Raw genomic sequence first — 23,227 nt, forward strand, 5'->3', positions numbered from 1 at the left:
CGGCACGCCGATACGCGCTCATCCCTTCTCTCCCTATCGGCACGGTACACTCGGCATCGGTAGCACTCGTACGGCACAATTTAGCTGCCTACATTGGCACAGATCCCTGCAGTCTACCATGTGCCGAATCAGGCTTGGCGAGCGCCCTGGCCACGGCTGCGACGCCGGCGTGGCGCCCGGTTGTCGTCGCTGCTGCGGTTGCCTTCGCTACCACGTGAAGCGGCGCCTCGGGTACCGTTGCCGCGCTGCCCCTGTCCGCCAGAACGGCCACCGCGTCCGCCGCGTCCATTCTCGATGGGTTCAGGCTTCGCGTTGGGGTCGGGTTCGAAGCCCGGCTCGACATGCTTGGTCAGGTCGCGCTTGATCAACCGCTCGATACCCTTCAGCAGGCCATGCTCGTCGACGCAGACCAGTGAGACGGCCTGGCCGTCGCTGCCAGCGCGGCCGGTGCGGCCGATACGGTGAACGTAGTCTTCCGCCACGTTGGGCAGTTCGAAATTGACCACGTGGGGCAGCTCGCTGATATCGAGGCCGCGAGCCGCGATGTCGGTTGCCACCAGTACCTGCAAGTCGCCGGTCTTGAAGGCGGCCAGCGCCTTGGTGCGCGCCGACTGGCTCTTGTTGCCGTGAATCGCCATGGCAGGGATGTCCTGCTTGGAGAGCTGCTCGGCCAGCCGGTTGGCACCATGCTTGGTGCGGGTGAAGACCAGCACCTGATTCCAGCTGTGCCGGGTTATCAGGTGGGCCAGCAGCTCACGCTTCTTCTCCCTGTCAACACGATAGATCGACTGGTCGACGGTCTCGGCGGTGGTGTTGCGACGCGCCACTTCGATCATGGCCGGGTTGTCGAGCAGCTTGCCGGCAAGCGCCTGGATCTCGTTGGAGAAGGTGGCCGAGAACAGCAGGTTCTGGCGCTTCTCGGGCAGCACGCGCAGGATCTTCTTGATGTCGTGGATGAAGCCCATGTCCAGCATGCGATCGGCTTCGTCGAGCACCAGGATTTCGACGTGGGACAGGTCCACGTGCTTCTGCTGGTGCAGATCGAGAAGACGGCCGGGCGTGGCCACCAGCACATCCAGGCCGGGCCGGATGGCGTCTACCTGGGGCTGCTGGCCCACACCGCCGAAAATGACATGGCTCTTCAGGGTGAGGTGGCGACCGTAGTCGGCCACGCTTTCGCCCACCTGGGCGGCCAGCTCGCGGGTTGGCGTCAGGATCAGGGCGCGAATCTGGCGCTTGCCGGGTCGCGGCCCCTCTGCCAGGCGTTGCAGCATCGGCAGGGTGAAGCCGGCGGTCTTGCCGGTGCCGGTCTGGGCGCTGGCCAACAGGTCGCCACCGTTGAGGACGGCAGGTATCGCCTGGCGCTGAATGGGGGTCGGAATCGTGTAGCCCTGTGCCTCGACGGCACGGAGCAGTTCGGCACGCAGGCCGAGTTCGGAAAAGGTCATGCGGTCTCCGCAGATACGCCTCCGCCATGCCATGTGCGTCTTGCACATGACCAGTCCCGGGCCAAGGCGTGAAAAATTCGGTTCAGGGCGCGGCAGGAGGGACTACAGGTTGCCGCGAAGGCGCATTATGCCACAGGGTTGGCGGTAGCGCAGCTTGTTCTGCTCCCAGCGCCTTGTTTTCCGGGGAGATGGTTTTCCAACATGGGGCTTGCCCAATGGGGTTTTCCAGGAAAACCTTCCATGCTCAAGGTTAGGGAAGGTTCTGCTTGATACGCGCCCGAGTGGCGGCATTGAGTCCCTTGACGTTGTCGAGGGCTTCCGGCTTCAGTGCCTTCAACTGCTCGAGGTCGCTGATACCGTGGGCGAAGAGCGCCCTGGCGCTGACGGGGCCGATGCCGTCGAGCAGGGTGAGTCGCTGAGCGAAGCGGTCGATGAAGGCCTGCTGTGCCTGCTGGTCCAGGTGATCACAGGCGCCACGACCATAGAGTTCGCCGGCCAGCCGGTTCATGCTCCGCTCGAGGCGCTCCAGCATCGGCAGCTTGACGTCCGGATGTTGCCGCAGGCGCTCCTGCAGCTCCGTCAGTGCCTGGCTGGCGGCTTGTAGCGAGGCTACCGCCGTTGCCGGTTCGGCATCCATTGCTGCGAGCAGGCTCGACTCGAACTCACGCGCCTGCGCCTGCAGCGACAGCGCATCGTCCCGTGAAAGGGTGGTTTCCTGCTGCCCGGTATCGCTCATGACGCTGTTCCTTTGCTTTAAGCCCTGTCTGGTGGCAGTACGCTACTAGCGTAGCGTACTGGTCGTCTCATCGGTGGCGACGTATGGTTGCGGCCACCTGGTCGGCCACCTGATCCCAGCTTCTACCCAGGGCCCTCACCAGGGCGGGGTAGCCGTCATCGTCGAGCTCAGTTTCAGCGCGGAAGTTCTCCATGGCCACCAGAGTGCCATCCGCTGCCAGCAGCTGCCACAGGCCGCTGGCCACCGCCAGGCCGTCGTAGCGGCCCTGGAAACTGTCGACCTCCAGCCGCAGGAACAGCGCATCGGGCTCCCGCTGGCCGCCTTCATCGCGCAGGACACGGGTGTCGCCCAGCCGCTCGGCAAGACGCGCCCGCATGCCCCGTTCGAGCTGGCGCCCCAGGGGTTCGGCCCAGAGATGCTGGCGAGCCGCATTGAGGCTGATGTCGTCGAGCTGCAGCACGATGCCATCCACGTCCAGGTAGTGGGCCAGGCGAGGGGCACGAACCCGTAGCACATGCTCGGCATCGGACCCGCCGGAGGGAACGGCCTGACTGTCGGGCAGCATGAAGCGATTGGCAGGCGTGGTACTGGTGGCGCAACCGCTGAGGCCGAGCAGCATCGTCAGGGTGAGAAGGGCAGGCAATATCCTCATTCACGGCTCCATTGCGCAGGTCGAGAAGTCTTGAGACTCATACCAGGCTCCTTGTTCAGTCCAGTCCAGTTCAGTTGCGACTCGGTGCGCGGGGTTGCGGGTCTTCGGTATCCAGGCTGTCGAACAGCAGTGCCCGTGGATTCTCGTTGAGCGTGCGGGTCACCGGCTGAAGGTCGCGCATCATCCGCTCGAGCCGTTCGGCGGCGCCGCTCAGGTCGCGATAGGCACTGGAGTCCGGCGACATGCCCTCCAGCGTCTCCTGCAGGGCCATCAGCGTCGCGTTCAGGTTGCTCGGCAGGCTGCGAGTGCCAGGGTCGTCGAGCATGGCTTGCAGCGAGGTGCTCAGCTCGCGCACCTCGTTGAGCATGGCCTCCGATGTGGCCAGGTTGCGGTCGAGGCCGGCCAGCAGCGGCTCGATTTCCAGTTCGTTGAGCTTGGTCAGCAGGCTGGTCACCTGGGATTCGATCTGGGCAAAACCGGCCGAGATGATCGGGAAGACGGCTTTGTTGCTGAAGGTTTCTTCCTCGTAGCTGTCTACCTCGGCACTGTGGAAATTGATATCCACGAACATCGCGCCGGTCAGCAGATTGCCCGACTTGAGCGAGGCGCGCAGCCCGTTATTGAAAAGCCGCCCGAAGCGCTGCTCCCACTCATCGAGATCCACCTCCTGGTTCTCGATACCTAGCCGCTGGGGTTCGATACGGATCAGAACCGGGATCGAGAAGCCATCCCGGTTTGCCGGCTGGGAGGCGGTGAACTGCCAGGGCACCGCAGCCACGGTGCCGATGCGCACACCGCGAAACTCTACCGGTGCCCCCCGGGACAGGCCGCGAACGGTATCTTCCACCAGCAGCACGTATTCCAGGTAGCGGTTGAAGGTGCCCTGGCGAGCGCTGTCTTCGTCGGGATAGAGATTGAAGGCGGTATCGTCCGCCACCGGATTGCCGCGGGGCAGGTCCTCTGGCACGCCGAATGTCACCCCACCTCCCAGCAGGGCCTCCAGGGACTCGACGTTGACCCGGATGCCATCGGCATCGAGGCGCAGGTCGATGCCGCTGGCCGACCAGAAGCGCGTGTTGTCGGTGACCAGCCGGTCGTAGGGGCTCTCGATGAAGATACGCTGATCCATGCGGCGGGCCTCGGCATCGAAGTTGACCTCCTCCACGCGCCCCACGGTATAGCCCTGGAAGGTGACGGGGTCACCGGCGCGCAGCGAATTGCCCAGCTGGCTGATCAGGTTGACGCGAACACCGGCGGCATCCGCCGGGGCCACCGGGGGTTGGTCGCTCACCTCGAACTCCCGAACCCCCGGCTCGCCACTGCCGGGCTGCAGCTGGATGAAGGCACCGGAGAGCACCGTGCCCAGGCCGCTGATACCCTCGCGGCCGATGCGCGGCTTGACCACCCAGAAACGACTGCCTTCGGTCAACATGGCGTCGGAGTCCGGCGCCATGCGCGCCGAGATCACGGTATGGGTCAGGTCGTCGGAAAGTTGCACCCGTTCGACGCGCCCCACCTCGACGTTGCGGGTCTTGATCAGCGTACTGCCGGCCTCGATGCCTTCGGCGTTGGACATGGTCAACGTGATTAACGGGCCACGGCTACGATAGTTGTCGTATACCAGCCACAGGCCGATCACGATGGCAACGATGGGGACGATCCAGATCGGCGACAGCCTTGCCTGGGGCGAGGGCTTGGCGCGCTGCATGTCCCGGGTATCGTGTTCGCGGGGTGTCTCGCTCATTCAGAGATTCCTTGCGGGTCGCGGGTGGCACGCGGCGGAGGCGTGTCCCAGATCAGGCGTGGATCGAAGGTCATGGCGGCCAGCATGGTCAGCACCACGACACCGCCGAAGGCCAGGGCCGCGGGCCCCGGTGTGATCGACATCAGCGACCCGGCGCGGATCAGGGCGACAAGGATGGCCACCACGAAGACGTCGACCATGGACCAGCGGCCGATGAACTCGGTGAGACGGTAGAGCCGCGTTCGCGTACCGGCGTTGAGTTCGTTGCTGCGCTTGACCACCAGGCAGAGCCAGGATAGTGCCACCAGTTTCCCCACAGGCACGATCACGCTGGCGGTGAAGATCACTGCCGCGATCGGCCAGGAGCCCATCTGGATCAACTCCACGACACCGCCAATGATGGTCGATGGCGTGGAATGCCCCAGGCTGGTAGTCGTCATGATCGGATAGAGATTGGCCGGCACGTACATCACCGCGGCGGCGGCCAGCAGGGCCCAGGTTCGCTGCAAGCTGTGCGGCATGCGGGCGTGCAGTCGCTCATCGCAGCGTCGACAACGGCTTGTTCCCTGCGGCGAGAGTCGGTTGACCAGGCCACAGGTGGGGCAGCCGGTCAAGCCCTGGGGGGCCGCGGTCTGGCCCGAGCGGGCGCCCTCAGGCGCCAAGGGTTCGCCGCTGAGAGAGAACCACATCCAGTCCGAGTCGAGGGATTGCGTGGTCGACAACAGCAGTATGGCGAAGGCGCAGAAGGCCCAGAATGAGACGCCGAGCTCGATCTGCGCCATGCCGGCGATCTTGATCAGGCTGACCAGGGCGCCAATGATGAACACATCTGCCATCATCCACGGGTGCAGGTGGGAAAGCGAGCGGGCAATGTTGCGGCTGGAAGGCAACGGCTCGCCACGCAGCAGGCCGAACTGCAGCCAGATCACCCCCAGCAGGTAGACGGCGGGCAAGACCAGTATGGTCATGATCACGGCGATGGCGACGAGTGGCTGATGGAAACCGATCAGCGTCGTGGCGGTCTGGGAAAGCTCGATGTTGTTTCCGATACCCCCCACGCTGAAGCTGACGAACGGGAAAGAGGCTGCCAGCATCAGCGCGATGAGCGCCGAGACTGCCAGGGCCATGCTGCGTTGGGCCGGCTGATGGTGGCGCGTGGCAAGCGTATGTCCACAGCGGGGGCAGTCGGCTTTCTGACCGCCACGCAAGGGCGGTAGCGCGACCAGCCAGTCGCACTCGTGGCAGGCACGCAGGCGTCGCCTCGAGGTGCGCGTCTCGGGCGGGTACTGGTCCACCAGGGGCTGGCCCCGAGGAAAGCCAGGAGTTCGGAATGATCGTATGGGTTGCCTGGGCACCGGCGTTGTTTACCTGAAGAATTTACCTGAAAACGAAAAGAAAAGAGCGTCACCCACTGCTGTTTGGCCGTACACATCATGTCGTCATGGCCATGGGCGTCAATCGAAAGTGTGACAGGTTGACGCCATGCATACCATATACAAACATTCGGCACTGAATGTTCCCGAGGAAAAGGCATGTTGCTACCCGCTTTCGCCGTCATTGGCGGTCTCGTTCTGCTGGTCTGGAGCGCCGAGCGCTTCGTCGAAGGGGCAGCAGCCTCATCCCGTCGCCTGGGTGTCTCACCACTGTTGATCGGCATGCTGGTGCTTGGTTTCGGAACATCGGCACCGGAATTGATGGTATCGGCACTGGCGGCGGGGCAAGGCAATCCGGGGCTGGCGCTGGGGAATGCCTACGGCTCGAATATCGCCAACATCGGCCTGATTCTCGGGCTGGTGGCGCTTGCCTCGCCGTTGTCGGTGCACTCCGGGGTGATTCGACGTGAGCTGCCGCTGTTGGGTGGGGTGACGCTGCTGTCGGCCCTGTTGATGTGGGGCGGCGTGATCGGGCGTATGGAGGGTAGCCTGCTGCTCGCACTGCTGGCCGCTTTCATCCTGTTCAGCATCCTGCAGGCCCGCCGAATCGGGCCGGACGCCCTGGCGGCGGAGACCGAGGAAAGCCTGGCGGTCAAGCCCATGTCGCTCAAGGCCGGACTTGTCTGGACCCTGGTGGGCCTGCTGCTGCTGATCGTGAGTTCACGCATCCTGGTGTGGGGGGCGGTAGCCATCGCCCAGGGCTTTGGCGTCAGTGACCTGATCATCGGGCTCACCGTGGTGGCGGTGGGCACCTCGCTGCCCGAGCTTGCCGCCTCGGTCAGCGCATTGCGCCGGGGCGAGCACGACCTGGTGCTGGGCAACGTGGTTGGCTCGAACCTCTTCAATACGCTGGGCGTCGTCGGGCTCGCCGCGGTGATCCGGCCCATCGAGGTCGGCAGCGAGGTGCTGCTGCGGGATTGGAGCCTGATGGCTGTCATGACGGCGCTGATGGTGGTCTTCGCCATGGGCTGGCGAGGTCGCCCGGGGCGTATCAATCGCCTCGAAGGGGCCGTGCTGCTGACCCTGTTCCTTGGCTATATGCTCTTCATGGTCCGCCTTGTGGTGCTGTCCGGCAGCGCTTGAGCGTGCCCGAAGCCCGACAGCCACCGGTGAGTGATGCGACAACGAGACACAGGAAAAGCGGAGTCATAACGGTTACTGTTCAGCTTCGTTGTCGGTCTTATCGAGAGGCCGGGCAGCCGCTGGTCGCGACGCCGTTACAGGACGGCGCCACACCAGCAGGGCTGCTAGGCTCACCAGAGTGTCGAGGTGGAATGCGTCACGGCAAGCCAGGACGGCCTTGCCGGAGGCACAAAAGCACACGGTGTGCATCCGCATCCCTTGGGACGTGAACTCTTTGCAGCCAAGAGGTATTGCGTCATGGAGCTAGATCCCCTGTTGCTGTCACGATTGCAGTTCGCTTTCGTGGTCTCCTTCCACGCCATCTTTCCGGTCTTCACCATCGGCCTGGCATCCTACATTGCCGTGCTTCATGCGCTGTTCTACAAGACCGCCAACCCGGCCTGGGACCGCCTGGCCCAGCTCTGGACCCGGGTCTTTGCCGTGGCGTTCGGCATGGGGGTGGTGTCGGGCATCGTCATGTCGTTCCAGTTCGGTACCAACTGGAGCAACTTTGCCCAGTCCACCGCCAACTTCATGGGGCCGCTGCTCAGCTACGAGGTCGTCACCGCCTTCTTCCTCGAGGCGGCCTTCCTCGGCGTATTGCTGTTCGGCCGTGGCCGGGTGCCCCAGGGGGTCCACCTGTTTGCCGCCATCATGGTGGCAGTGGGCACCTTCATTTCGACCTTCTGGATACTCTCCGCCAACAGCTGGATGCACACCCCGGCCGGGGTCGAGGTGATCAACGGCGTCTTTCGCGTCACCTCCTGGACCGAGGCGATCTTCAACCCTTCGTTTCCCTACCGTCTCGCCCATATGGCCATGGCATCGTTCATCACCGGCGGCTTCGTGGTGGCCGGGGTCAGCGCCTGGTACCTGCTGATCGGCCGCGACGTGGAAGCCAACCGCAAGGCACTCTCCATGTGCCTTTGGATGCTGCTGGTACTGACACCGAGCCAGGCGCTGGTGGGCGACTTCCACGGTCTCAATACCTTCGAGTACCAGCCCACCAAGCTGGCAGCCATGGAGGGTAACTGGGAGACCCGGGAGGGGGCGCCGTTCCTGCTGTTTGCCTGGCCGGATCAGGCGGCCCAGCAGAACCGCTTCGAGATCGGCATTCCCTATGCGGCGAGCCTGATCCTGACCCATGAGCTGCACGGCGAGGTGCCGGGCATTCTCGAGGCGCCGCCGGAGGAGCAGCCGCCGGTTGCCCTGGTGTTCTGGTCGTTCCGGATCATGGTTGGCCTCGGCCTCCTGATGATCGCGGTCTCCCTGGTGGGGCTCTATCTGCGGCGGGGAGGGCGCCTCTATCACTCCCGTCGATTCCTGCAGACGCTCCGGCTGATGTCGGTGACGCCCTTCATCGCGGTGCTAGCCGGCTGGGTCACCACCGAGTCGGGACGAGCCCCCTGGCTGGTCTACGGGATGATGACCCATGCGGAAGGGGTCACGCCCTCGCTGACCGGTGGCATGGCCCTGTTCACGCTGCTCGGCTACATCACGGTCTATGGGGTGATCTTCTATGCCGGTACCTACTACCTGACGCGGGTCATCCGCTACGGCATGCAGCCAAGGGATGAAGAGAAGCTGGTGGACGACTTCGAGACGCCCAAGCGGCCCTGGTCGGCTGCCACCACCCCCTTCGACGACGACCCCACCAAGGCGGAGGGCTGAGACATGGATATGTTCGACCTGTCATTGATCTGGGCGCTGATCATCGGCTTCGGCATCATGATGTACGTGCTCATGGATGGCTTCGACCTAGGGCTTGGCATCCTCTTTCCCTTCGCACCGGACGAGGATGCCCGGGACGTGATGATGAACTCCGTCGCGCCGGTGTGGGATGGTAACGAGACCTGGCTGGTGCTGGGGGGAGCGGGGCTGCTGGGCGCCTTTCCTCTGGTCTATTCCGTGTTCCTGCCGGCGCTCTATATCGGTGTGTTCCTGATGCTGGCGGGGCTGGTATTTCGCGGCGTGGCCTTCGAGCTACGCTTCAAGTCGCATCGCGATCGTCGCGGCCGCCGGATGTGGAACCGAGCGTTCAGCTGGGGGTCGGCCATCGCCGCCTTTGCCCAGGGGGCCGTGGTGGGTACCTATATCCAGGGCTTCGAGACCCAGGACCGCGTCTTCGTGGGGGGCGCCTTCGACTGGCTCACTCCTTTCTCGGTACTCACCGGGATCGGCATCATGATTGGCTACACGCTGCTGGGCACCACCTGGCTGATCCTCAAGTCGGAAGGCTATATCCAGGCCTGGGCCTACAAGCTGACACCGCGGCTGCTGCTGGCGGTGCTGGTGATCTTCGCCATCATCAGCATCTGGACACCGCTGGTGAATCCACTGGTCTGGGAGCGCTGGTTCGGCAACATCGGCTGGATCTGGATACTTCCCGCGCTGACCCTGCTCTGCATCTTTGTCGTCCACTGGTCGGTGAAGCGTCGCCGGGAGCTGATGCCCTTCCTGGCCGCGCTGGGCATGTTCCTGTTCACCTACCTGGGGCTGGTGGTCAGCAAGTGGCCGATGATCGTGCCGCCGGACTACACCATCTGGGACGCCGCCTCGGCGCCCGAGTCGCAGCTGTTCCTGCTGATCGGGGTGCTCTTCGTGCTGCCCTTCGTGCTGGTCTATACCTTCTGGTCCTACTGGGTCTTCCGCGGCAAGGTCAGGGTTGGCGAAGGGTATCACTGAGCTGATGGGCGAGCGCTTCGGCCCGGAATTGACGCCGCGCCACTGGCTGGCGGCCCATGCCGCCGGCCAGCGAGTCTGGCTGACGCTGGCGGCGCTGGCCGGCTTCGCTGTCGGCGCCCTGACCATCGTGCAGATGCTGCTGCTGGCCTGGATCATCAGTCGCCTGCTCGTGGACGGTGCCAGCGTGGCGTCGCTTGGCGGTGGCTTTATGGCCCTGGCCGCGGTGCTGCCGGTGCGTGCCCTGGCCCAGTGGGGGCAGGAGCTGGCGGGCCAGGAAGCCAGCCTGCGCATCCGGCGCGCGGTGCGGGCCGAACTGCTCGATCACCTCGCGGCCATGGGGCCGGTGCGTGCCGGTGCTCGCCATACGGCAGGGTTGGCCAGTCAGCTGGTGGAGCAGGTCGAGGCGTTGGACGGCTATTTCGCCCGCTTCCTGCCACAGCTTCGGCTGGCCGTGGCGATTCCCATGATGATCCTGGCCGTGGTGGTGTGGCTGGATTGGCTGGCTGCACTCTTCCTGCTGCTGGCGGCTCCCTTGATTCCTCTGTTCATGGCGCTGGTGGGGATGGGGGCGGAGCGGCTCAACCAGGCGCAGTTTGCCGCGGTCAGTCGCCTGGCCGGCCACTTTCTCGATCGCGTTCGCGGCATCGCCACGCTTCAGCTGTTCCACCGCACCGAAGCGGCGACCCAGGAGGTGCACGAGGCGGCCGACCACTACCGGCGGCTGAGCATGCGCACCCTTCGGCTCGCCTTTCTTTCTTCGGCGGTGCTGGAGTTCTTCGCCTCGGTGGCCATCGCCGTGGTTGCCATCTATGTCGGCTTCGGACTGCTGGGCTATATCGACTATGGCCCGTCGCCGCAGCTGACGCTGTTCACCGGGGTGCTGGTGCTGCTGCTGGCGCCGGAGTTCTTCCAGCCCCTGCGCAGCCTGGCTCAGCACTATCATGATCGTGCTGCCGCCCTGGGTGCGGCGGACGGTATGGTGGCACTGCTGTCCGAAACGACGGCGGAGCAGAGGTCATGTCGGCCCCAGCCGGTCCGGGAAGCCGGCCAGGTCGTCACACTCGCCAATGTCACCCTCGACCACCCGGGGCGTGGGCGCGTCTTGGGGCCGCTGGATCTGACCGTGCGTCAGGGCGATATCCTGGCGATAACGGGGCCTTCCGGTGCCGGCAAGTCGGCCCTGCTTCAGTTGCTGGCGGGCTTCGTGGCCCCGGACCAGGGCGAAAGGCGTGTCATGGAGGGGCTGAGCTTCGCCTGGATGGACCAGCGGCCGCTGCTGATCCATGGCAGCCTGGCCGACAATCTTCGACTGGCCGCTCCCGGGGCGAGCGACGCCGAATTGCAGCAAGCGCTGCGACACGCCGGGTTGGCCGAGCTGATGGACGTGCTGCCAGGTGGCCTTGCGACCCCTCTGGGAGAGCGCGGCTCGGGGCTCTCCGGCGGCCAGGCCCAGCGTCTTGCGTTGGCCCGGGTGTTTCTCTCCAATTCACCACTGGTGCTGCTGGATGAGCCCACCGCCAGCCTCGACGAGGGTACTGAGGCCAGGATCATCGAATCGCTTCGGGAGCTTGCTGCCGCTGGTCGCACTCTGGTCATTGCCACCCATCATCCGGCATTGATGGCGCTGGCGACTCGGCGCCTGACGCTGGCCGAGGGCCGGGTCGCGTCGGCTACCGGCAAAGGGAGTGGTGATGGGAGAGGCGACGATGCGTGATCCTTCGCTGCCGATAACCCTGCGCCCCTGGCTGCGCCTGCTGGCGCGCCGGCGCCGTCGGTTGGTGAACGGTGCTGCGTTGCTGGCGCTCACGCTGGGCTCTGCCATCGGCCTGCTGGCACTCTCGGGCTGGTTCATTACTGCCAGCGCCCTGACCGGCATGGCGTTGGCGGCGGGGCTCGCGGCGAGCCTCGACGTTCATGTGCCCGGCGGTGGGATACGTACCTTCGCCGTGACCCGGACCGTGGCGCGCTACGTCGAGCGACTCTACAACCATGACACGGTGCTGCGGCTGTTGGCCGATCTGCGTGGAACGCTCTTTGCCGTGATGGCGCGGCTCGACGAGCGTGTGCTGGCTCGTCGGCGGGCCAGCGACTGGCTCAACCGTCTGACTGCCGATATCGACACCCTGGACGGTCTCTACCTGCGTCTGCTGGCTCCCCCCGTCGTCGCGCTGCTGGCGATCCTGCTGCTGTCGGGCTTTGTGGCGCTGTGGGTGCCCGTGGCGGGTCTGTCGGTGGCGGCGCTGCTGCTGACTGCCTGGCTGTGGCTTACCGTCGGGCAGGCCTGGCTGGGGATGGCGCCGAGCCACCGCCAGGTCAGCCACGTACAGCGCCTGCGTAGCCAGGCCATCGAGCATCTGCAGGGTCAGGCGGAACTGGAGGCCTACGGCGCCCGCGACGCACATCGCCGCCTGCTGCTGCAGCGCGAGTCGCAATTGCAGCAGCTCCAGCGCTCTCTGGGTCGGCTGTCCGGTTTCGGCACGTCGCTGGTCAACCTGGTGGTCGGGCTCGCCATGCTGGCGGCACTCTGGCTGGCCGCGATGGCCTGGGAGCAGGGCGGCATCAGCGGGGCCGTGATGGTCATGCTGCCGCTGGCGGTGCTTGCCACGGGGGAGGCGCTGGCGCTGCTGCCCGTGGCCTTCACCCACCTGGGGGCGACCCGCGCCGCGGCCGAGCGGCTCAATGAGCTGGTGGCATCCGGGGGCGAGGGCACGAAGCCGGGCCGCGTGGTGCTGCCGGCAGGGCCGCTGTCGGTTGTTCTGCGGGGGGTGACCCTGCGCTATCCCGGCGCGTTGCAGCCGGCACTGGAGAGTATCGACCTCGCGCTGCCCGCCGGAGCGCGGCTGGCCCTGACAGGCGCCTCCGGTGCCGGCAAGTCCAGCGTGGCGGCGCTGCTGACGCGCCAGTTGCCAGCGACCCTGGGCGAGATATGGCTGGGTGGCAGCGCGCTTCATGACATCGAAGAACGATCGCTGCGCGAGCGAGTGGCCATCCTGGGACAGCGCGTCGATCTCTTTCAGGACAGCCTCGCGCACAATCTTTACCTGGCCGACCCCAAGGCCAATGAGACTGACCTGTGGCGGGCACTGGCCTGGGTGGAACTCGCGGATTGGGCCGAGTCGCTCCCCCGCGGCCTGGCTACCCGGGTGGGTGAGGGCGGGAGTCAGCTCTCGGGGGGGCAGGCGCGTCGCCTCGCCCTGGCGCGGCTGTGGCTGCGTGATCCGGGACTGGTGATCCTCGACGAACCCTTTGCCGGGCTGGATGCCGAGTTGGCGGCCAGGCTCTCGGGTCGCCTCGACGGATGGCTCGCTGGTCGCACCGTTGTCTACCTGGTCCACCAGCTCGCCGGGGACGCCTTCGAGCCCCCGGGCATCACCCGTCATGAGCGCCTCTCCCAGGGGCAGTTGACCGATTGCGCAACGCGCTCCTATCGATCAGGATGAAGAGAAACTGACGACGAGGTGACAAATGCGTGACTTCCTTCACCGGCTGCCCAAGGCGGAGCTTCATCTGCATATCGAGGGTTCCCTGGAACCGGAGCTGATGTTTGCCCTGGCGGAACGAAACGGCATCGCCCTGCCATACGATTCTGTAGAGGCGGTGCGCGCGGCCTACGAGTTCGAGGACCTGCCCGCCTTTCTCGACCTCTATTACCAGGGCATGAGCGTGCTGAGAACCGCTGAAGACTTCCATGACCTGGCCATGGACTATTTTCGCCGTGCCCATGAGGAAGGGGTGGTGCACGTGGAGATGCACTTCGATCCCCAGGCCCACCTGGCTCGTGGCATCGAGCTCGATGTCGTGATGGAGGGGCTGAGCCTGGCGCAGCGTCATGCCGAACGGGAGCTGGGCATGTCCACGGCACTGATCATGGCCTTCCTGCGGGACAGATCGGCCGAAGAGGCCATGAAAGTGCTGGAAAGCGCGGCGCCCTACTGGGAAATGATCGATGCCGTGGGGCTCGATAGCGCCGAGCGGGGACATCCCCCTTCCAAGTTCGCCGAAGTCTTCCAGCGTGCCCGCATGCTCGGCATCCCCAGGGTCGCCCATGCCGGGGAGGAGGGGCCGCCTGAGTATATTCGTGAAGCGCTGGACCTGCTGGATGTCTGCCGCATCGATCATGGCGTACGCTGCCTGGAAGACCGCGAACTCGTCACGCGGCTGCGAGACGAGGCCGTGGTGCTCACCGTCTGTCCGCTCTCCAACGTCAAGCTCAAGGTCGTCGAGCGCATGGAGGATCACCCGCTACCCCAACTGCTGGATGCGGGCCTGAGACTGACCATCAATTCCGACGACCCGGCCTATTTCGGCGGCGGGGTGCTCGACAATTACCTGGCCTGTCATCAGGCATTTGGCTGGTCCCGGGAAATATTCATTCAATTGGCCGGTACCGCCATCGAAGCGGCCTTCATGAGCGACACCCGCCGCCTCGACCTGCACCGGCAACTGGCCGCCAGCGCATGAAAAAGCTCCCGGGTTTCGCCGGGAGCCAGTCGGGGCAGATGCGTCGCAGCGCTACGGCAGGGCCGGCACCTCGAAGTCTGGCATCTCACCGGTCAGGGTGTGCAGGAAGGCGGTGATGTCGGCAATCATCTCCTCATCGAACTCGCGATTCAGCATTTCCTGACCCATGATTGCCACGGCTTCCTCGAGGGTCTGGGTAGCGCCGTTGTTCATATACGGGTAGGTGACGCCGACGTTGCGCAGGGTCGGGGTACGGAACTTGTACATGTCGGCTTCGTCGCCTGTCACCTCGAAGCGGCCCACGTCGGTTGAGCCGGGCACCTGGATAGCCCAGAAATTGCTGTCGGTCAGTGCCGGGCCGCTGTGACAGGCGATACAGCCGGTGTCGACGAAGGCCTGCATGCCGCGTTTTTCCTGCTCGTTGAGCGCATCCATGTCACCATGCAGGTATCTGTCGAACGGTGAGTTCGGCGTATTCAGCGTACGCTGGAAACTGGCCAGAGCCTGGGCCAGATTCTCCTTGTTGATCGGACTCTCGTCGTCGGGATATGTCTCTGCGAACTTCTCCTGATACAGCTCGAACTCTTCCAGCCGCTCCAGCGCCATGTCGAGGTCCATGGCCATTTCGATATCGGCCTCGATGGGGCCGAGGGCCTGCCCTTCCAGATCGGGTTCGCGGCCATCCCAGAACTGGGCGCCGAGGAAGCCGGAATTGAGCACCGTCGGCGTATTGCGCTCACCGATCTGACCATCATGGCCGGTGGCACGGGGGATGCGGTCGCTCCAGCCAAGTGCCGGATTGTGGCAGGTGGCACAGCTGATCACACCGCTGGAGGAGATGCGCGGCTCGAAGAACAGCATGTTGCCCAGTTCCACCTTCTCGGGAGTCAGGGAATTGTGTGAGGGTATCGGCGGAAAGTGGGGCAGCGGCTCGAAGCGGTCTCGATAGTCACCAAGGCCGTCTTCGGCCAGGACGCTACCGCTGAAGGCGAAGGCGGTTCCCAGTGTCACGGCAGCGACGAGTCGGGCGGGTTGTATAGATTTTTTAGACATCATGATAATTCCCCTGGTAGGTGCTCAATACAGGTCAGGCTCCCATATCCTGACGCCAGCTTATTCCTGTGGCTTGATGCATATCAACCAACTGAAATGCTCGGAAAAGGGAGGTCGTTGAGGTAGGTCAAGTTTTCGTCGACTTGAGGTGATATTGGTGGATAAGGTGTTGTAGAAGGTTGCATCGTCAGGATTTTACGCACTGTGATTTGCGTCAGGAGAGGGCATGGCTCGCTATCGCTATCCGAGAATTCCCGAATCCGAGGTGACCCCGCGTGAGCTGTTCGAGTCGCGCCGACGTCTGCTGCGGGGCGGGCTGGCGCTGGGTGCTGCCGTCGTTGCCCCCGGTCTGCTCGGGTCGCGTGAGGCTCAAGCGTGGCAGGACCTGTTGGAGGAGCGTCTGTCGGTCGATCTACCCAGCAGGGAACTGGCCGATGGCGAGTCGTTGACACCCCGGCGTGATATCACCACCTACAACAACTTCTACGAGTTTGGCACCGGCAAGCGAGATCCGGAGACCTATGGCCATCGACTGGTAACCGACCCCTGGTCGTTGACCATCGAGGGTGAAGTCGACAAGGCAGGCACCTTTGCCCTGGAGGACGTTCTGGCGGGGCAGAGGCTGGAAGAGCGTATCTATCGCCATCGCTGTGTGGAGGCGTGGTCCAAGGTCATACCCTGGGTCGGGTTTCCTCTGGCCGACCTGCTCAAGCGCCATGGTCCGACGTCACGGGCGAACCATGTCATCTTCGAGTCGATTCACGACCCCGACAACCTTCCCGGGCAGCGCCGCTCGATCATCGACTGGCCCTATCGGGAAGCATTGCGCATCTACGAGGCGATGCATCCTCTAACCCTGCTCGCCGTGGGGCTCTACGGCGAGGTGATGCCGAACCAGAGCGGGGCGCCGATCCGACTGGTGGTGCCCTGGAAGTATGGCTTCAAGAGCATCAAGTCCATCGTGCGCATCGAGCTGGTCGAGGAGCGCCCCATCACGTCATGGCAAGCGCGCAATCCCGACGAGTATGGCTTCTATGCCAACGTCAATCCCGGTGCCGATCATCCCCGCTGGTCCCAGGCCCGTGAACGCCGCATCGGCGAGAGCGGCCGGCGCGAGACCCTGATGTTCAATGGCTACGCCGATGAGGTGGCTCATCTCTATGCTGGCATTGATCTGCAACAGCACTACTGAAGACGGGGAGCACGAGTGAGTCAACGCACCGCAATCACTGCCTTTCGGCTGCTGGTGCTGGCGGGCTGTGTCACTCCGGCCGGCTGGCTGGTGTGGCAGTGGTTCTTCGGTGACCTGGGTGCGGTACCCGGTGAGGCGGTGGTGCACTTTACCGGCATGACGGGACTGACGCTGCTGCTGGTTACCATTGCCTTCAGTCCCGCCTTTCGCTTTACCGGCTGGGTAGGCTTCATGGCGGCGCGGCGCCAGATCGGCCTGTGGGCCTTTTTCTGGCTGGTTGCCCATATGCTGGCCTGGATGGGACTGGACCAGTACTGGGATTGGCCCTGGATACGGCGGGAAATGATCGAACTGCCCTATATTCGCTACGGCGTTGCCGCGCTGGCGCTATTGGTGCCTTTGGCGCTGACTTCCTTTCGCCGAGTGCAAAAGGTGATCAGGTATCGTGCCTGGCATTGGCTGCATCGACTCATCTACGTGTCTGCGGCACTGGGTGTGACCCATTTCTGGATCCTGACGCGGGCCGATTACATGATCCCGCTGATCTTTGTCGCCGTGCTGACGGGCCTCATCGTGTTCCGAATCGTCGATGCCATGCGCCATCGCCGGTGACGAGAATGCCGCCATCCCTGGCGGCAGCGAACGTTCAGTGCGTGGTGACTAGCATGACCACGCTGAGGGCGGCGGAGACCCACATGGCCGGCTTGATCTCCTCGATACGGCCGGTGAAGAGCTTGATCAGCACAAAGCTGAGAAAGCCGAAGGCGATACCCAGGGTGATCGAGTAGGTCAGCGGCATCAGGATGATGGCCAGGAAGGCGGGGAAGGCCTGGTCGAACTTCGCCCATTCGATCTTGCTGATCGGCGCCAGCATGAACAGGCCCACCAGTACCAGTGCCGGCGCCGTGGCGATGCCGGGCACCAGCGAGAGCAGCGGAGACAGGAACAGGAACGGCAGGAACAGCAGGGCGATGGTCACCGCCACCAGGCCGGTACGACCGCCCTGGGCGACGCCGGCACCGGATTCGATGAAGGTCTGGGCCGCACTGGTACCCAGCGGTGCGGCGATCATCGAGGCGAAGGCGTCGACCGTCATGGAGCGCTTGAGGTTGCGCGGGTTGCCATCCTTGTCCTTGAGATTGGCGGACTCGGAGAGGGCCATGAAGCACGACAGGGCATCGAAGAAGTTGGTGAACAGCATGACGAAGATGAACGGCAGGTAGGCCACCTTCAGCGCCCCCCAGATATCCACCTGCATCACCGCGCTGAAGTCGGGCCAGGCTGCCAAGCCGCTCCACTCCACCACCACATCGCCGCCCCAGAGCCTGCCCATGGGGGAGGCCAGCAGGGTTGTCAGGGCGATACCCAGGATCAGCGCGCCGTTGAAGCGCAGGATCACCAGGATCGCTGTCGCCATCATGCCGATGAAGAAGGTGACCATGCTGGCGTCCATATTGCCCAGCGTGACCAGGGTGGCATCGCTACCGACGATGAACCCCGCATTCTTGAAGCCGATGAAGGTGATGAACAGGCCGATGCCGCAGGTGATCGCGTAGCGCAGCGAAGGGGGAATCGCCTCGATGATCGCCTTGCGGACGTTGAACATGGCCAGGGTGGCGAACAGCACGCCGGACCAGAACACGCAGCCCAGTGCCACTTCCCAGGAGAGGCCCGCGCCCTGCACCAGGGTATAGGTGAACAGGGCGTTCATGCCCATGCCCGGTGCAACCAGGATCGGGTTGCGGGCATACAGGCCCATGGCCAGGCTGCTCATGAAGCTGATCAGCACCGTGGCCGAGAGAGCGGCGGAGAAGGGGATGCCGGCGTCACTGAGAATCGCCGGGTTGACCACGATGATGTACATGGAGGCCAGAAAGGTGGCAATGCCGGCGAGGAACTCGGTTCGCAGCGACGAGCCGCGGCGCGTCACGCCGAAATAGTGGTCCAGCCAGTTGGCGGGTTCCGAGACCTGCTCGGGCGACTGGCCTTGGGCCTTGCCGGCAAGGGAGGAAGAAGTCGGTTCCATAGCTTGTGTCCATTGTTGTTGGAGAGACGTCAGCGGATGATCTTGTGCGACATGACATGATTGACCATTTGGTCAGGCTCGTTCGGCTACAGCCTAGACGGTATTTGACCGATTGGACAAGTAGATTGCGACCAAGGTCGTAGTGCCAGAAGGGAGAGAGGCTGGAGACCCCTGTTGCTTGGGTAGGCGTTACCTCGAGCGTTTCGCTTGATTGCGGTAGGTAAAGCCGCACCAAGTATTTCCGCGGCTCGTCGGCTGAGCCCGCTGTGATTGACTCATCAAAAAAAGTGATACTATAGTGACACTATTGGTCTGATTCGGGTGAGCCCATGAAAGTCGAGCTTGTTACAAACCTTAAGCGCCAAGCCACGAAGATTCTGGCCGATCTGCATGTGTCAAAGGAGCCGATACTGATTACAGAGCACGGTAAGCCATCCGCTTATCTTGTCGATGTACAGGATTATGAGTTCATGCAGCACCGACTCGAGCTGCTTGAGGGGCTCTCACGGGGAGAGCGTGCTGTCCTTGAGGGAAGAACGTACAGCCAAGGTGAGGCCAGGGAGAAAATGAGTAAATGGCAAAAGTGATCTGGACGGAGCCAGCTCTGCAGGAGTTGGACGCCATTGCTGAGTACATCGCCCTGGATAATCCTGCTGCTGCAGGCCAATTGATCGAAGAGGTTTTCGATAAAGTCGAGCGTTTGGAAGATTTCCCTCAATCTGGACGAACTCCTCCGGAGCTCCCTGACTCGGTATACAGAGTGGTAGTGGTTCCACCGGGTCGCATCTTTTCTCGTGAAGAAGGGGGAAGGGTGTTCGTCCTCTATATCATGCGAGAGGAACGGCAGCTTCGTGCGTTCATGCTTAGGGCAGCTAACCCAAAGACAAGCGATGCGCCGGGCTGACAAAAACCGAACAACCTTCACTTATGTTGACAGCGCAAGCACTTTTCCGACAGAGCCTGGTAGGCGTTGCCCTCAACGTTTCTCTCGGTTACGGTAGGTAAAAAGCCGCAAAATATGGCTTATGTGACCAAGACGTACTCAGGGATGCTGCACTAGGAATGAGGGGAGTTATCATTCGTTCTGCCAGCAGAGCGGTAGCGTGCCCGAATTTCTCGATGCTCCCTATCCCAGAGGGCTGCGCACCCCCTGCACATGCTTTGCCCAGCATATGCGTTCCACCGTAGGTCTTCTCGGCCGGGGGCCTGCAGCACTCTACGCGAATGGTCGCCTGTACCTTATCCATGAGCTTTGGGTCAGTGTGTGCCTCCCAATTCTTCAGATAAGAAAATATGCATACAGTATAATGATTCCGACAAAACGTGCGTGCACGCGAATTCTGCATAGGTGGCCGAGCTATTCTTAGCCTAATAAGATATCAATCGGTTAGGTGCGAAGCAGCAGGCTAGATAAGATTGTTGAACGCGCCGGCGCGTTTAAGACGATGAATGAGCGTCCTATCCCATACCTGTTAAGCCAAAAGGAAATCTGTGAGTAAAGAGTTGCATGAGATTTTGGAAGCGGCAAAAGATGTTGCTGGTCGCTTCAAAAAGCTGACAGGTAAGCCGCTCGGGATTACAGGTGAGATTGCTGAGTTCAGTGCCGCCAAGCTGCTCAATTTAAAGCTTGCCGAAGCAAGGCAAGCTGGTTATGACGCAATTGATGGTGCAGGCCGAAAAGTTCAGATTAAAGGTCGTTGTCTGCCAGAGAAACCTGGTCCTGGCCAAAGGCTCGGCTCCATTCGACTCGATCACGAGTGGGACACTGTATTATTGGTTTTGCTGGACGAGATGTTTGAAGTAATTGAGATGTGGGAGGCTGAGCGTCCGGTAGTTGAGGAGGCAATTCTTGCTCCCGGCTCCAAAGCCCGAAACGAACGTGGTGCTTTGGCAGTACGTAAGTTTAAACAAATTGGGACTAAAGTGTGGCCTGCAGACAAGGCTTAACAAGGCCAGTCACGGCGACGTCTACTACATTGCGGCTTCGCCTCCATTCCGTAGCCGCGCGTGCTGAGCGGCGTTATGCAATACGAGGCAAGAAATGAACAAAGGAGTATTGACATTTTTCTGTGGAAAAATGGGAGCGGGTAAAACTACAAAGTCTCTTGAAGTCTCCCATGAGCGAAACGCCGTGTTGCTTTCTGAAGACGAGTGGCTTGCGTCAGTTTATCCGGATAGCATTAAGACGCTGGGAGATTACGTAGAATATGCTGGTCGTCTCAAGCCTCAAATGAAGAAACTGACTCAGTCGATCTTGGCGGCAGGAACTAACGTCGTAATGGACTTTCCTGCAAATACAGTTTCGCAACGAGAGTGGTTTAAAAGTATTTTTTCTGAGATCCAGGCTCCTCACGAGCTGATTTACATCGACCAGCCAAATGAGATTTGCTTGGGGCAAATCGCAAAAAGGCGGATAGAGCAACCACAGAGAGCGGCGACTGATACGGAAGAGATGTTTGGGATTGTTACAAAGTACTTTGTTGCCCCCACGCCTGATGAAGGGTTCAACACAACCGTAATTGCGGCAAATGCATAACAATCGCAGGCACGGCGACGGCTTTTCCGTTGAGGCTTCGCCTTCACTACAAAGCCGCGCGTGCTGCGGGCGTTATGTGTAAGGAGAGCATGGATGCGATTTCAAGCCATCCCAATTATCAGAATCTTCGATGAAGCCAAGGCCAGAGAGTTCTACCTAGAGTTTCTTGGCATGTCGCTAGATTGGGAGTACCGCTTTGAAGCGGACTTTCCTGTCTATATGCAGGTCTCGCGCGGGAGTCTGGTTTTTCACCTTAGTGAGCATTCCGGTGACTGCACTCCCGGTTCCAAGACGTTCGTGAACACAGATGAGCTTGATACCTTGCATCACGAAATAACGTCTCGGGGTTATAGGTACTCTAGACCGGACATTACGACAGCGCCCTGGGGCGACAGGGTTTTCGAAGTGGTAGATCCGTTTTCAAATAGAATCCTATTCAATGAACGCACCATCACATAAGCTCTGCGTTAGGCATCATGAAGATTACTGAGCAACAGCTAATACGAGCCATATATTCGATTTGGGACTTTCAGCAGGCGCTGTCAGCCCTCACGTTTCTACTCGAAGATTGTGATTTCGATCGTAACTACGACAAAGTTAGCCTACGTCGTTTCCGTTGCTACGAGTCGACACTGATCGTATCAATGGCACGCCCATTCGAAACCACCAGGAGGGGTACGACTATTGGCTTACGAGCTTTGGGCATAACCTTGTCGCAGGAAGAGAAAAGATTGGTTGCAAGGATTCTTGAGCTAAGGCGGAAAATTGTTGCGCACTCAGATGAAGAGGAAATGCACTTTAGGTCTACGTCGTTTCCTGTGCTAGACGGGAAGGGCAATTTCCCCCACTTTCAGTTCAACGAAGGGCTTCACCTAGAAGAGCACGAATTACATAGACTAGAAACCTTACTACGAAGTCTCAAAGCCAAATTAGCGGAGTTTTTCTTTCGAGTGGCACAGGAACAGCCAGAGCTTCTAGAGAAGTGTCGTGAACCAGACTCCATTGCCAAGTCCGAGTGACAAAAATGCCTAACCAGTTGCTGCACGCGGAAAAATTACTCGCTAAGCTCCCAATTTTTCGGTGAGCAAAGCGTTAGCTTTAGGAGAGGGGCCTTGACTCTTCAGGATGAACTTTCCGCCTTCTACGAGCGGAATGGCTTTGGGCCGGTCCTCGGGGCACAGCCGCGTACCGTGCCGGTGTTCACCGGCTGTTTGCTGGTGCCATTGCCCAATATCGAGCTGCGTCACCGTTACCTGAAGTACCACGACCTGCACCATCTAGTTACCGGCTACACCGTTGGGCGAATCGGGGAAGGTGAGGTCAGCGCTTGGGAGCTCGGCTCGGGCTCCATGTTCGTATCGCCGATGCTCGGCGTCATGAACCTGATCGCGCTATCTACAGGGCTTGTTCTTCAGCCGCGGCGGATGTGGCGGGCGTTCATGCGCGGGACGAGGAGCCGGAATCTGTATCGCGCGGCGGATCGTGCGAATGTGGACGCGGGCGGGTGGCCCAACCTCGACTCGCTGCGTTCGTACTGCCTCGACCATGTGCCGCCGCGCGGATTACTACCGCATCGAGCGGTGGAGTTTGGCATCTACTGCGTTTTGGCCATGTGTATCCATGCCGCAATCGCCGGCCCTGCTGTGGTTGTCCGTTTCATCACCGATATCACGCTAGGGTACAGCGTGTTTCAGGCGGTCAAGCCGAAGAAGCGCGATGATATATATTGAACTAAAGCTAACAATCGCAGGCACAGCGACGTGGACTTCCCCTACACCAGTGGACACGCATCGATAACTCCCAACAGGAGAGAACCGATGCCCGAGATGATCACGGGGAAGAAAACTGGTTTCATAGAATAACTGCAGCACTTGGCCTTGTTTTGCTGTTCCTTGCATCGTACTAAACTGCGCTTAACCCTATGCTCGAGCTATCGAGCGCTTAACTATGGCGAGTGGTCCTCATGAATCCTGTTCCTGCTGGAACACTGGATTCACGAGAACCACTCGCCATTTTCGTTTCAGACAAAGCCTTGTGTCTCTCCGGGCTTGTTGATTAGCTACCAGCAGGCCTTGGCATCAGGGTGAGCATCCACAAAGCCTGAGGCGCTACAGCCTGGGACCTAGATTATGCCCCCTG

21 protein-coding genes are annotated in these 23,227 nt (G+C 61.8%); 14 read left to right on the forward strand and 7 right to left on the reverse strand.

Features of this window, described 5'->3' with window-relative positions; all coding sequences use genetic code 11:
* Positions 1 to 128 precede the first annotated feature (128 nt).
* The 5 genes from DU505_RS20585 to DU505_RS20605 all read right to left on the reverse strand — a co-directional run bounded on the left by DU505_RS20585 (position 129) and on the right by DU505_RS20605 (position 5,875).
* On the reverse strand, positions 129 to 1,448 hold the full coding sequence (locus DU505_RS20585; RefSeq protein WP_114480841.1) for a DEAD/DEAH box helicase: 1,320 nt from the start codon (positions 1,446 to 1,448) through the stop codon (positions 129 to 131).
* Positions 1,449 to 1,698: 250 nt separating this feature from the next.
* Positions 1,699 to 2,184 (reverse strand): helix-hairpin-helix domain-containing protein, encoded by a 486-nt coding sequence (locus tag DU505_RS20590; protein ID WP_114480842.1) that lies wholly within the window; start codon positions 2,182 to 2,184, stop codon positions 1,699 to 1,701.
* Between the two features lie 67 nt (positions 2,185 to 2,251).
* Positions 2,252 to 2,836 (reverse strand): PqiC family protein, encoded by a 585-nt coding sequence (locus DU505_RS20595; RefSeq protein ID WP_114480843.1) that lies wholly within the window; start codon positions 2,834 to 2,836, stop codon positions 2,252 to 2,254.
* A 70-nt stretch (positions 2,837 to 2,906) separates the two neighbouring features.
* Positions 2,907 to 4,580 (reverse strand): intermembrane transport protein PqiB, encoded by a 1,674-nt coding sequence (gene pqiB / locus DU505_RS20600; protein ID WP_114480844.1) that lies wholly within the window; start codon positions 4,578 to 4,580, stop codon positions 2,907 to 2,909.
* Positions 4,577 to 5,875, reverse strand: coding sequence for a paraquat-inducible protein A (locus DU505_RS20605; protein ID WP_245948109.1), 1,299 nt, complete (start codon positions 5,873 to 5,875; stop codon positions 4,577 to 4,579). Before DU505_RS20605 ends, pqiB begins: the two co-directional genes overlap by 4 nt.
* A gap of 237 nt (positions 5,876 to 6,112) precedes the next feature.
* Between DU505_RS20605 and DU505_RS20610 the strand changes: the two genes are divergently transcribed.
* The 6 genes from DU505_RS20610 (at position 6,113) to DU505_RS20635 (ending at position 14,281) form a co-directional block, all read left to right on the forward strand.
* A complete protein-coding gene (locus tag DU505_RS20610; RefSeq protein WP_114480845.1) occupies positions 6,113 to 7,096 on the forward strand; it encodes a calcium/sodium antiporter in 984 nt (327 codons plus the stop codon).
* Between the two features lie 297 nt (positions 7,097 to 7,393).
* Entirely contained in the window at positions 7,394 to 8,806 is a 1,413-nt protein-coding gene (locus tag DU505_RS20615; RefSeq protein ID WP_114480846.1) for a cytochrome ubiquinol oxidase subunit I, read from the forward strand.
* Positions 8,807 to 8,809: 3 nt separating this feature from the next.
* Positions 8,810 to 9,820, forward strand: coding sequence for a cytochrome d ubiquinol oxidase subunit II (gene cydB / locus DU505_RS20620; protein ID WP_114480847.1), 1,011 nt, complete (start codon positions 8,810 to 8,812; stop codon positions 9,818 to 9,820).
* Between the two features lie 4 nt (positions 9,821 to 9,824).
* On the forward strand, positions 9,825 to 11,534 hold the full coding sequence (gene cydD, locus DU505_RS20625; RefSeq protein WP_114480848.1) for a thiol reductant ABC exporter subunit CydD: 1,710 nt from the start codon (positions 9,825 to 9,827) through the stop codon (positions 11,532 to 11,534).
* Complete coding sequence (gene cydC / locus DU505_RS20630; protein ID WP_114480864.1) at positions 11,527 to 13,260, forward strand: thiol reductant ABC exporter subunit CydC; 1,734 nt, start codon at positions 11,527 to 11,529, stop codon at positions 13,258 to 13,260. The genes cydD and cydC overlap by 8 nt, the downstream gene beginning before the upstream one ends.
* 25 nt (positions 13,261 to 13,285) lie before the next feature.
* Positions 13,286 to 14,281, forward strand: a complete 996-nt coding sequence (locus DU505_RS20635) for an adenosine deaminase (RefSeq protein ID WP_114480849.1) — start codon at positions 13,286 to 13,288, stop codon at positions 14,279 to 14,281.
* 51 nt (positions 14,282 to 14,332) lie between these two features.
* Here DU505_RS20635 and DU505_RS20640 read toward each other — a convergent pair whose 3' ends face one another.
* On the reverse strand, positions 14,333 to 15,337 hold the full coding sequence (locus tag DU505_RS20640) for a cytochrome-c peroxidase (protein WP_114480850.1): 1,005 nt from the start codon (positions 15,335 to 15,337) through the stop codon (positions 14,333 to 14,335).
* A 223-nt stretch (positions 15,338 to 15,560) separates the two neighbouring features.
* Here DU505_RS20640 and msrP point away from each other — a divergent pair, with 223 nt between their 5' ends.
* Complete coding sequence (gene msrP, locus DU505_RS20645) at positions 15,561 to 16,526, forward strand: protein-methionine-sulfoxide reductase catalytic subunit MsrP (protein ID WP_114480851.1); 966 nt, start codon at positions 15,561 to 15,563, stop codon at positions 16,524 to 16,526.
* A 15-nt stretch (positions 16,527 to 16,541) separates the two neighbouring features.
* Positions 16,542 to 17,138 (forward strand): protein-methionine-sulfoxide reductase heme-binding subunit MsrQ, encoded by a 597-nt coding sequence (locus DU505_RS20650; protein ID WP_114480852.1) that lies wholly within the window; start codon positions 16,542 to 16,544, stop codon positions 17,136 to 17,138.
* A 34-nt stretch (positions 17,139 to 17,172) separates the two neighbouring features.
* Here the strand turns inward: DU505_RS20650 and DU505_RS20655 are convergent, their stop codons facing one another.
* Positions 17,173 to 18,552 (reverse strand): NCS2 family permease, encoded by a 1,380-nt coding sequence (locus DU505_RS20655; RefSeq protein WP_114480853.1) that lies wholly within the window; start codon positions 18,550 to 18,552, stop codon positions 17,173 to 17,175.
* 329 nt (positions 18,553 to 18,881) lie between these two features.
* Here DU505_RS20655 and DU505_RS20660 point away from each other — a divergent pair, with 329 nt between their 5' ends.
* The 6 genes from DU505_RS20660 to DU505_RS20690 all read left to right on the forward strand — a co-directional run bounded on the left by DU505_RS20660 (position 18,882) and on the right by DU505_RS20690 (position 22,818).
* On the forward strand, positions 18,882 to 19,139 hold the full coding sequence (locus DU505_RS20660; RefSeq protein WP_114480854.1) for a type II toxin-antitoxin system Phd/YefM family antitoxin: 258 nt from the start codon (positions 18,882 to 18,884) through the stop codon (positions 19,137 to 19,139).
* The gene (locus DU505_RS20665) at positions 19,127 to 19,456 is read left to right on the forward strand and encodes a type II toxin-antitoxin system RelE/ParE family toxin (RefSeq protein ID WP_114480855.1); all 330 of its coding nucleotides are present in this window, start codon (positions 19,127 to 19,129) and stop codon (positions 19,454 to 19,456) included. Before DU505_RS20660 ends, DU505_RS20665 begins: the two co-directional genes overlap by 13 nt.
* Positions 19,457 to 20,043: 587 nt before the next feature.
* The gene (locus DU505_RS20670) at positions 20,044 to 20,499 is read left to right on the forward strand and encodes a DUF6998 domain-containing protein (protein WP_114480856.1); all 456 of its coding nucleotides are present in this window, start codon (positions 20,044 to 20,046) and stop codon (positions 20,497 to 20,499) included.
* A gap of 94 nt (positions 20,500 to 20,593) precedes the next feature.
* A complete protein-coding gene (locus DU505_RS20675; protein ID WP_114480857.1) occupies positions 20,594 to 21,088 on the forward strand; it encodes a P-loop nucleotide/nucleoside kinase family protein in 495 nt (164 codons plus the stop codon).
* Positions 21,089 to 21,181: 93 nt separating this feature from the next.
* Positions 21,182 to 21,547, forward strand: a complete 366-nt coding sequence (locus DU505_RS22775) for a glyoxalase superfamily protein (protein WP_114480858.1) — start codon at positions 21,182 to 21,184, stop codon at positions 21,545 to 21,547.
* A gap of 653 nt (positions 21,548 to 22,200) precedes the next feature.
* Positions 22,201 to 22,818, forward strand: coding sequence for a hypothetical protein (locus DU505_RS20690; RefSeq protein ID WP_114480860.1), 618 nt, complete (start codon positions 22,201 to 22,203; stop codon positions 22,816 to 22,818).
* The last annotated feature ends 409 nt before the right edge of the window (positions 22,819 to 23,227 follow it).

Origin of the sequence: Billgrantia montanilacus (assembly GCF_003336675.1) — a bacterium.
Lineage (GTDB): Bacteria > Pseudomonadota > Gammaproteobacteria > Pseudomonadales > Halomonadaceae > Halomonas > Halomonas montanilacus.

Bases quoted from the DNA above. Each gene is read 5' to 3' on its own strand.
- DU505_RS20665 (WP_114480855.1), top strand. From the start codon at position 19,127: ATGGCAAAAGTGATCTGGACGGAGCCAGCTCTGCAGGAGTTGGACGCC.
- DU505_RS20640 (WP_114480850.1), bottom strand. From the start codon at position 15,337: ATGATGTCTAAAAAATCTATACAACCCGCCCGACTCGTCGCTGCCGTG.
- DU505_RS20585 (WP_114480841.1), bottom strand. From the start codon at position 1,448: ATGACCTTTTCCGAACTCGGCCTGCGTGCCGAACTGCTCCGTGCCGTC.
- DU505_RS20615 (WP_114480846.1), top strand. From the start codon at position 7,394: ATGGAGCTAGATCCCCTGTTGCTGTCACGATTGCAGTTCGCTTTCGTG.
- DU505_RS20635 (WP_114480849.1), top strand. From the start codon at position 13,286: ATGCGTGACTTCCTTCACCGGCTGCCCAAGGCGGAGCTTCATCTGCAT.
- DU505_RS20655 (WP_114480853.1), bottom strand. From the start codon at position 18,552: ATGGAACCGACTTCTTCCTCCCTTGCCGGCAAGGCCCAAGGCCAGTCG.
- DU505_RS20675 (WP_114480857.1), top strand. From the start codon at position 20,594: ATGAACAAAGGAGTATTGACATTTTTCTGTGGAAAAATGGGAGCGGGT.
- pqiB (WP_114480844.1), bottom strand. From the start codon at position 4,580: ATGAGCGAGACACCCCGCGAACACGATACCCGGGACATGCAGCGCGCC.
- DU505_RS22775 (WP_114480858.1), top strand. From the start codon at position 21,182: ATGCGATTTCAAGCCATCCCAATTATCAGAATCTTCGATGAAGCCAAG.
- DU505_RS20595 (WP_114480843.1), bottom strand. From the start codon at position 2,836: ATGAGGATATTGCCTGCCCTTCTCACCCTGACGATGCTGCTCGGCCTC.
- DU505_RS20610 (WP_114480845.1), top strand. From the start codon at position 6,113: ATGTTGCTACCCGCTTTCGCCGTCATTGGCGGTCTCGTTCTGCTGGTC.
- DU505_RS20590 (WP_114480842.1), bottom strand. From the start codon at position 2,184: ATGAGCGATACCGGGCAGCAGGAAACCACCCTTTCACGGGACGATGCG.
- DU505_RS20660 (WP_114480854.1), top strand. From the start codon at position 18,882: ATGAAAGTCGAGCTTGTTACAAACCTTAAGCGCCAAGCCACGAAGATT.
- cydC (WP_114480864.1), top strand. From the start codon at position 11,527: ATGCGTGATCCTTCGCTGCCGATAACCCTGCGCCCCTGGCTGCGCCTG.
- msrP (WP_114480851.1), top strand. From the start codon at position 15,561: ATGGCTCGCTATCGCTATCCGAGAATTCCCGAATCCGAGGTGACCCCG.
- cydB (WP_114480847.1), top strand. From the start codon at position 8,810: ATGGATATGTTCGACCTGTCATTGATCTGGGCGCTGATCATCGGCTTC.
- cydD (WP_114480848.1), top strand. From the start codon at position 9,825: ATGGGCGAGCGCTTCGGCCCGGAATTGACGCCGCGCCACTGGCTGGCG.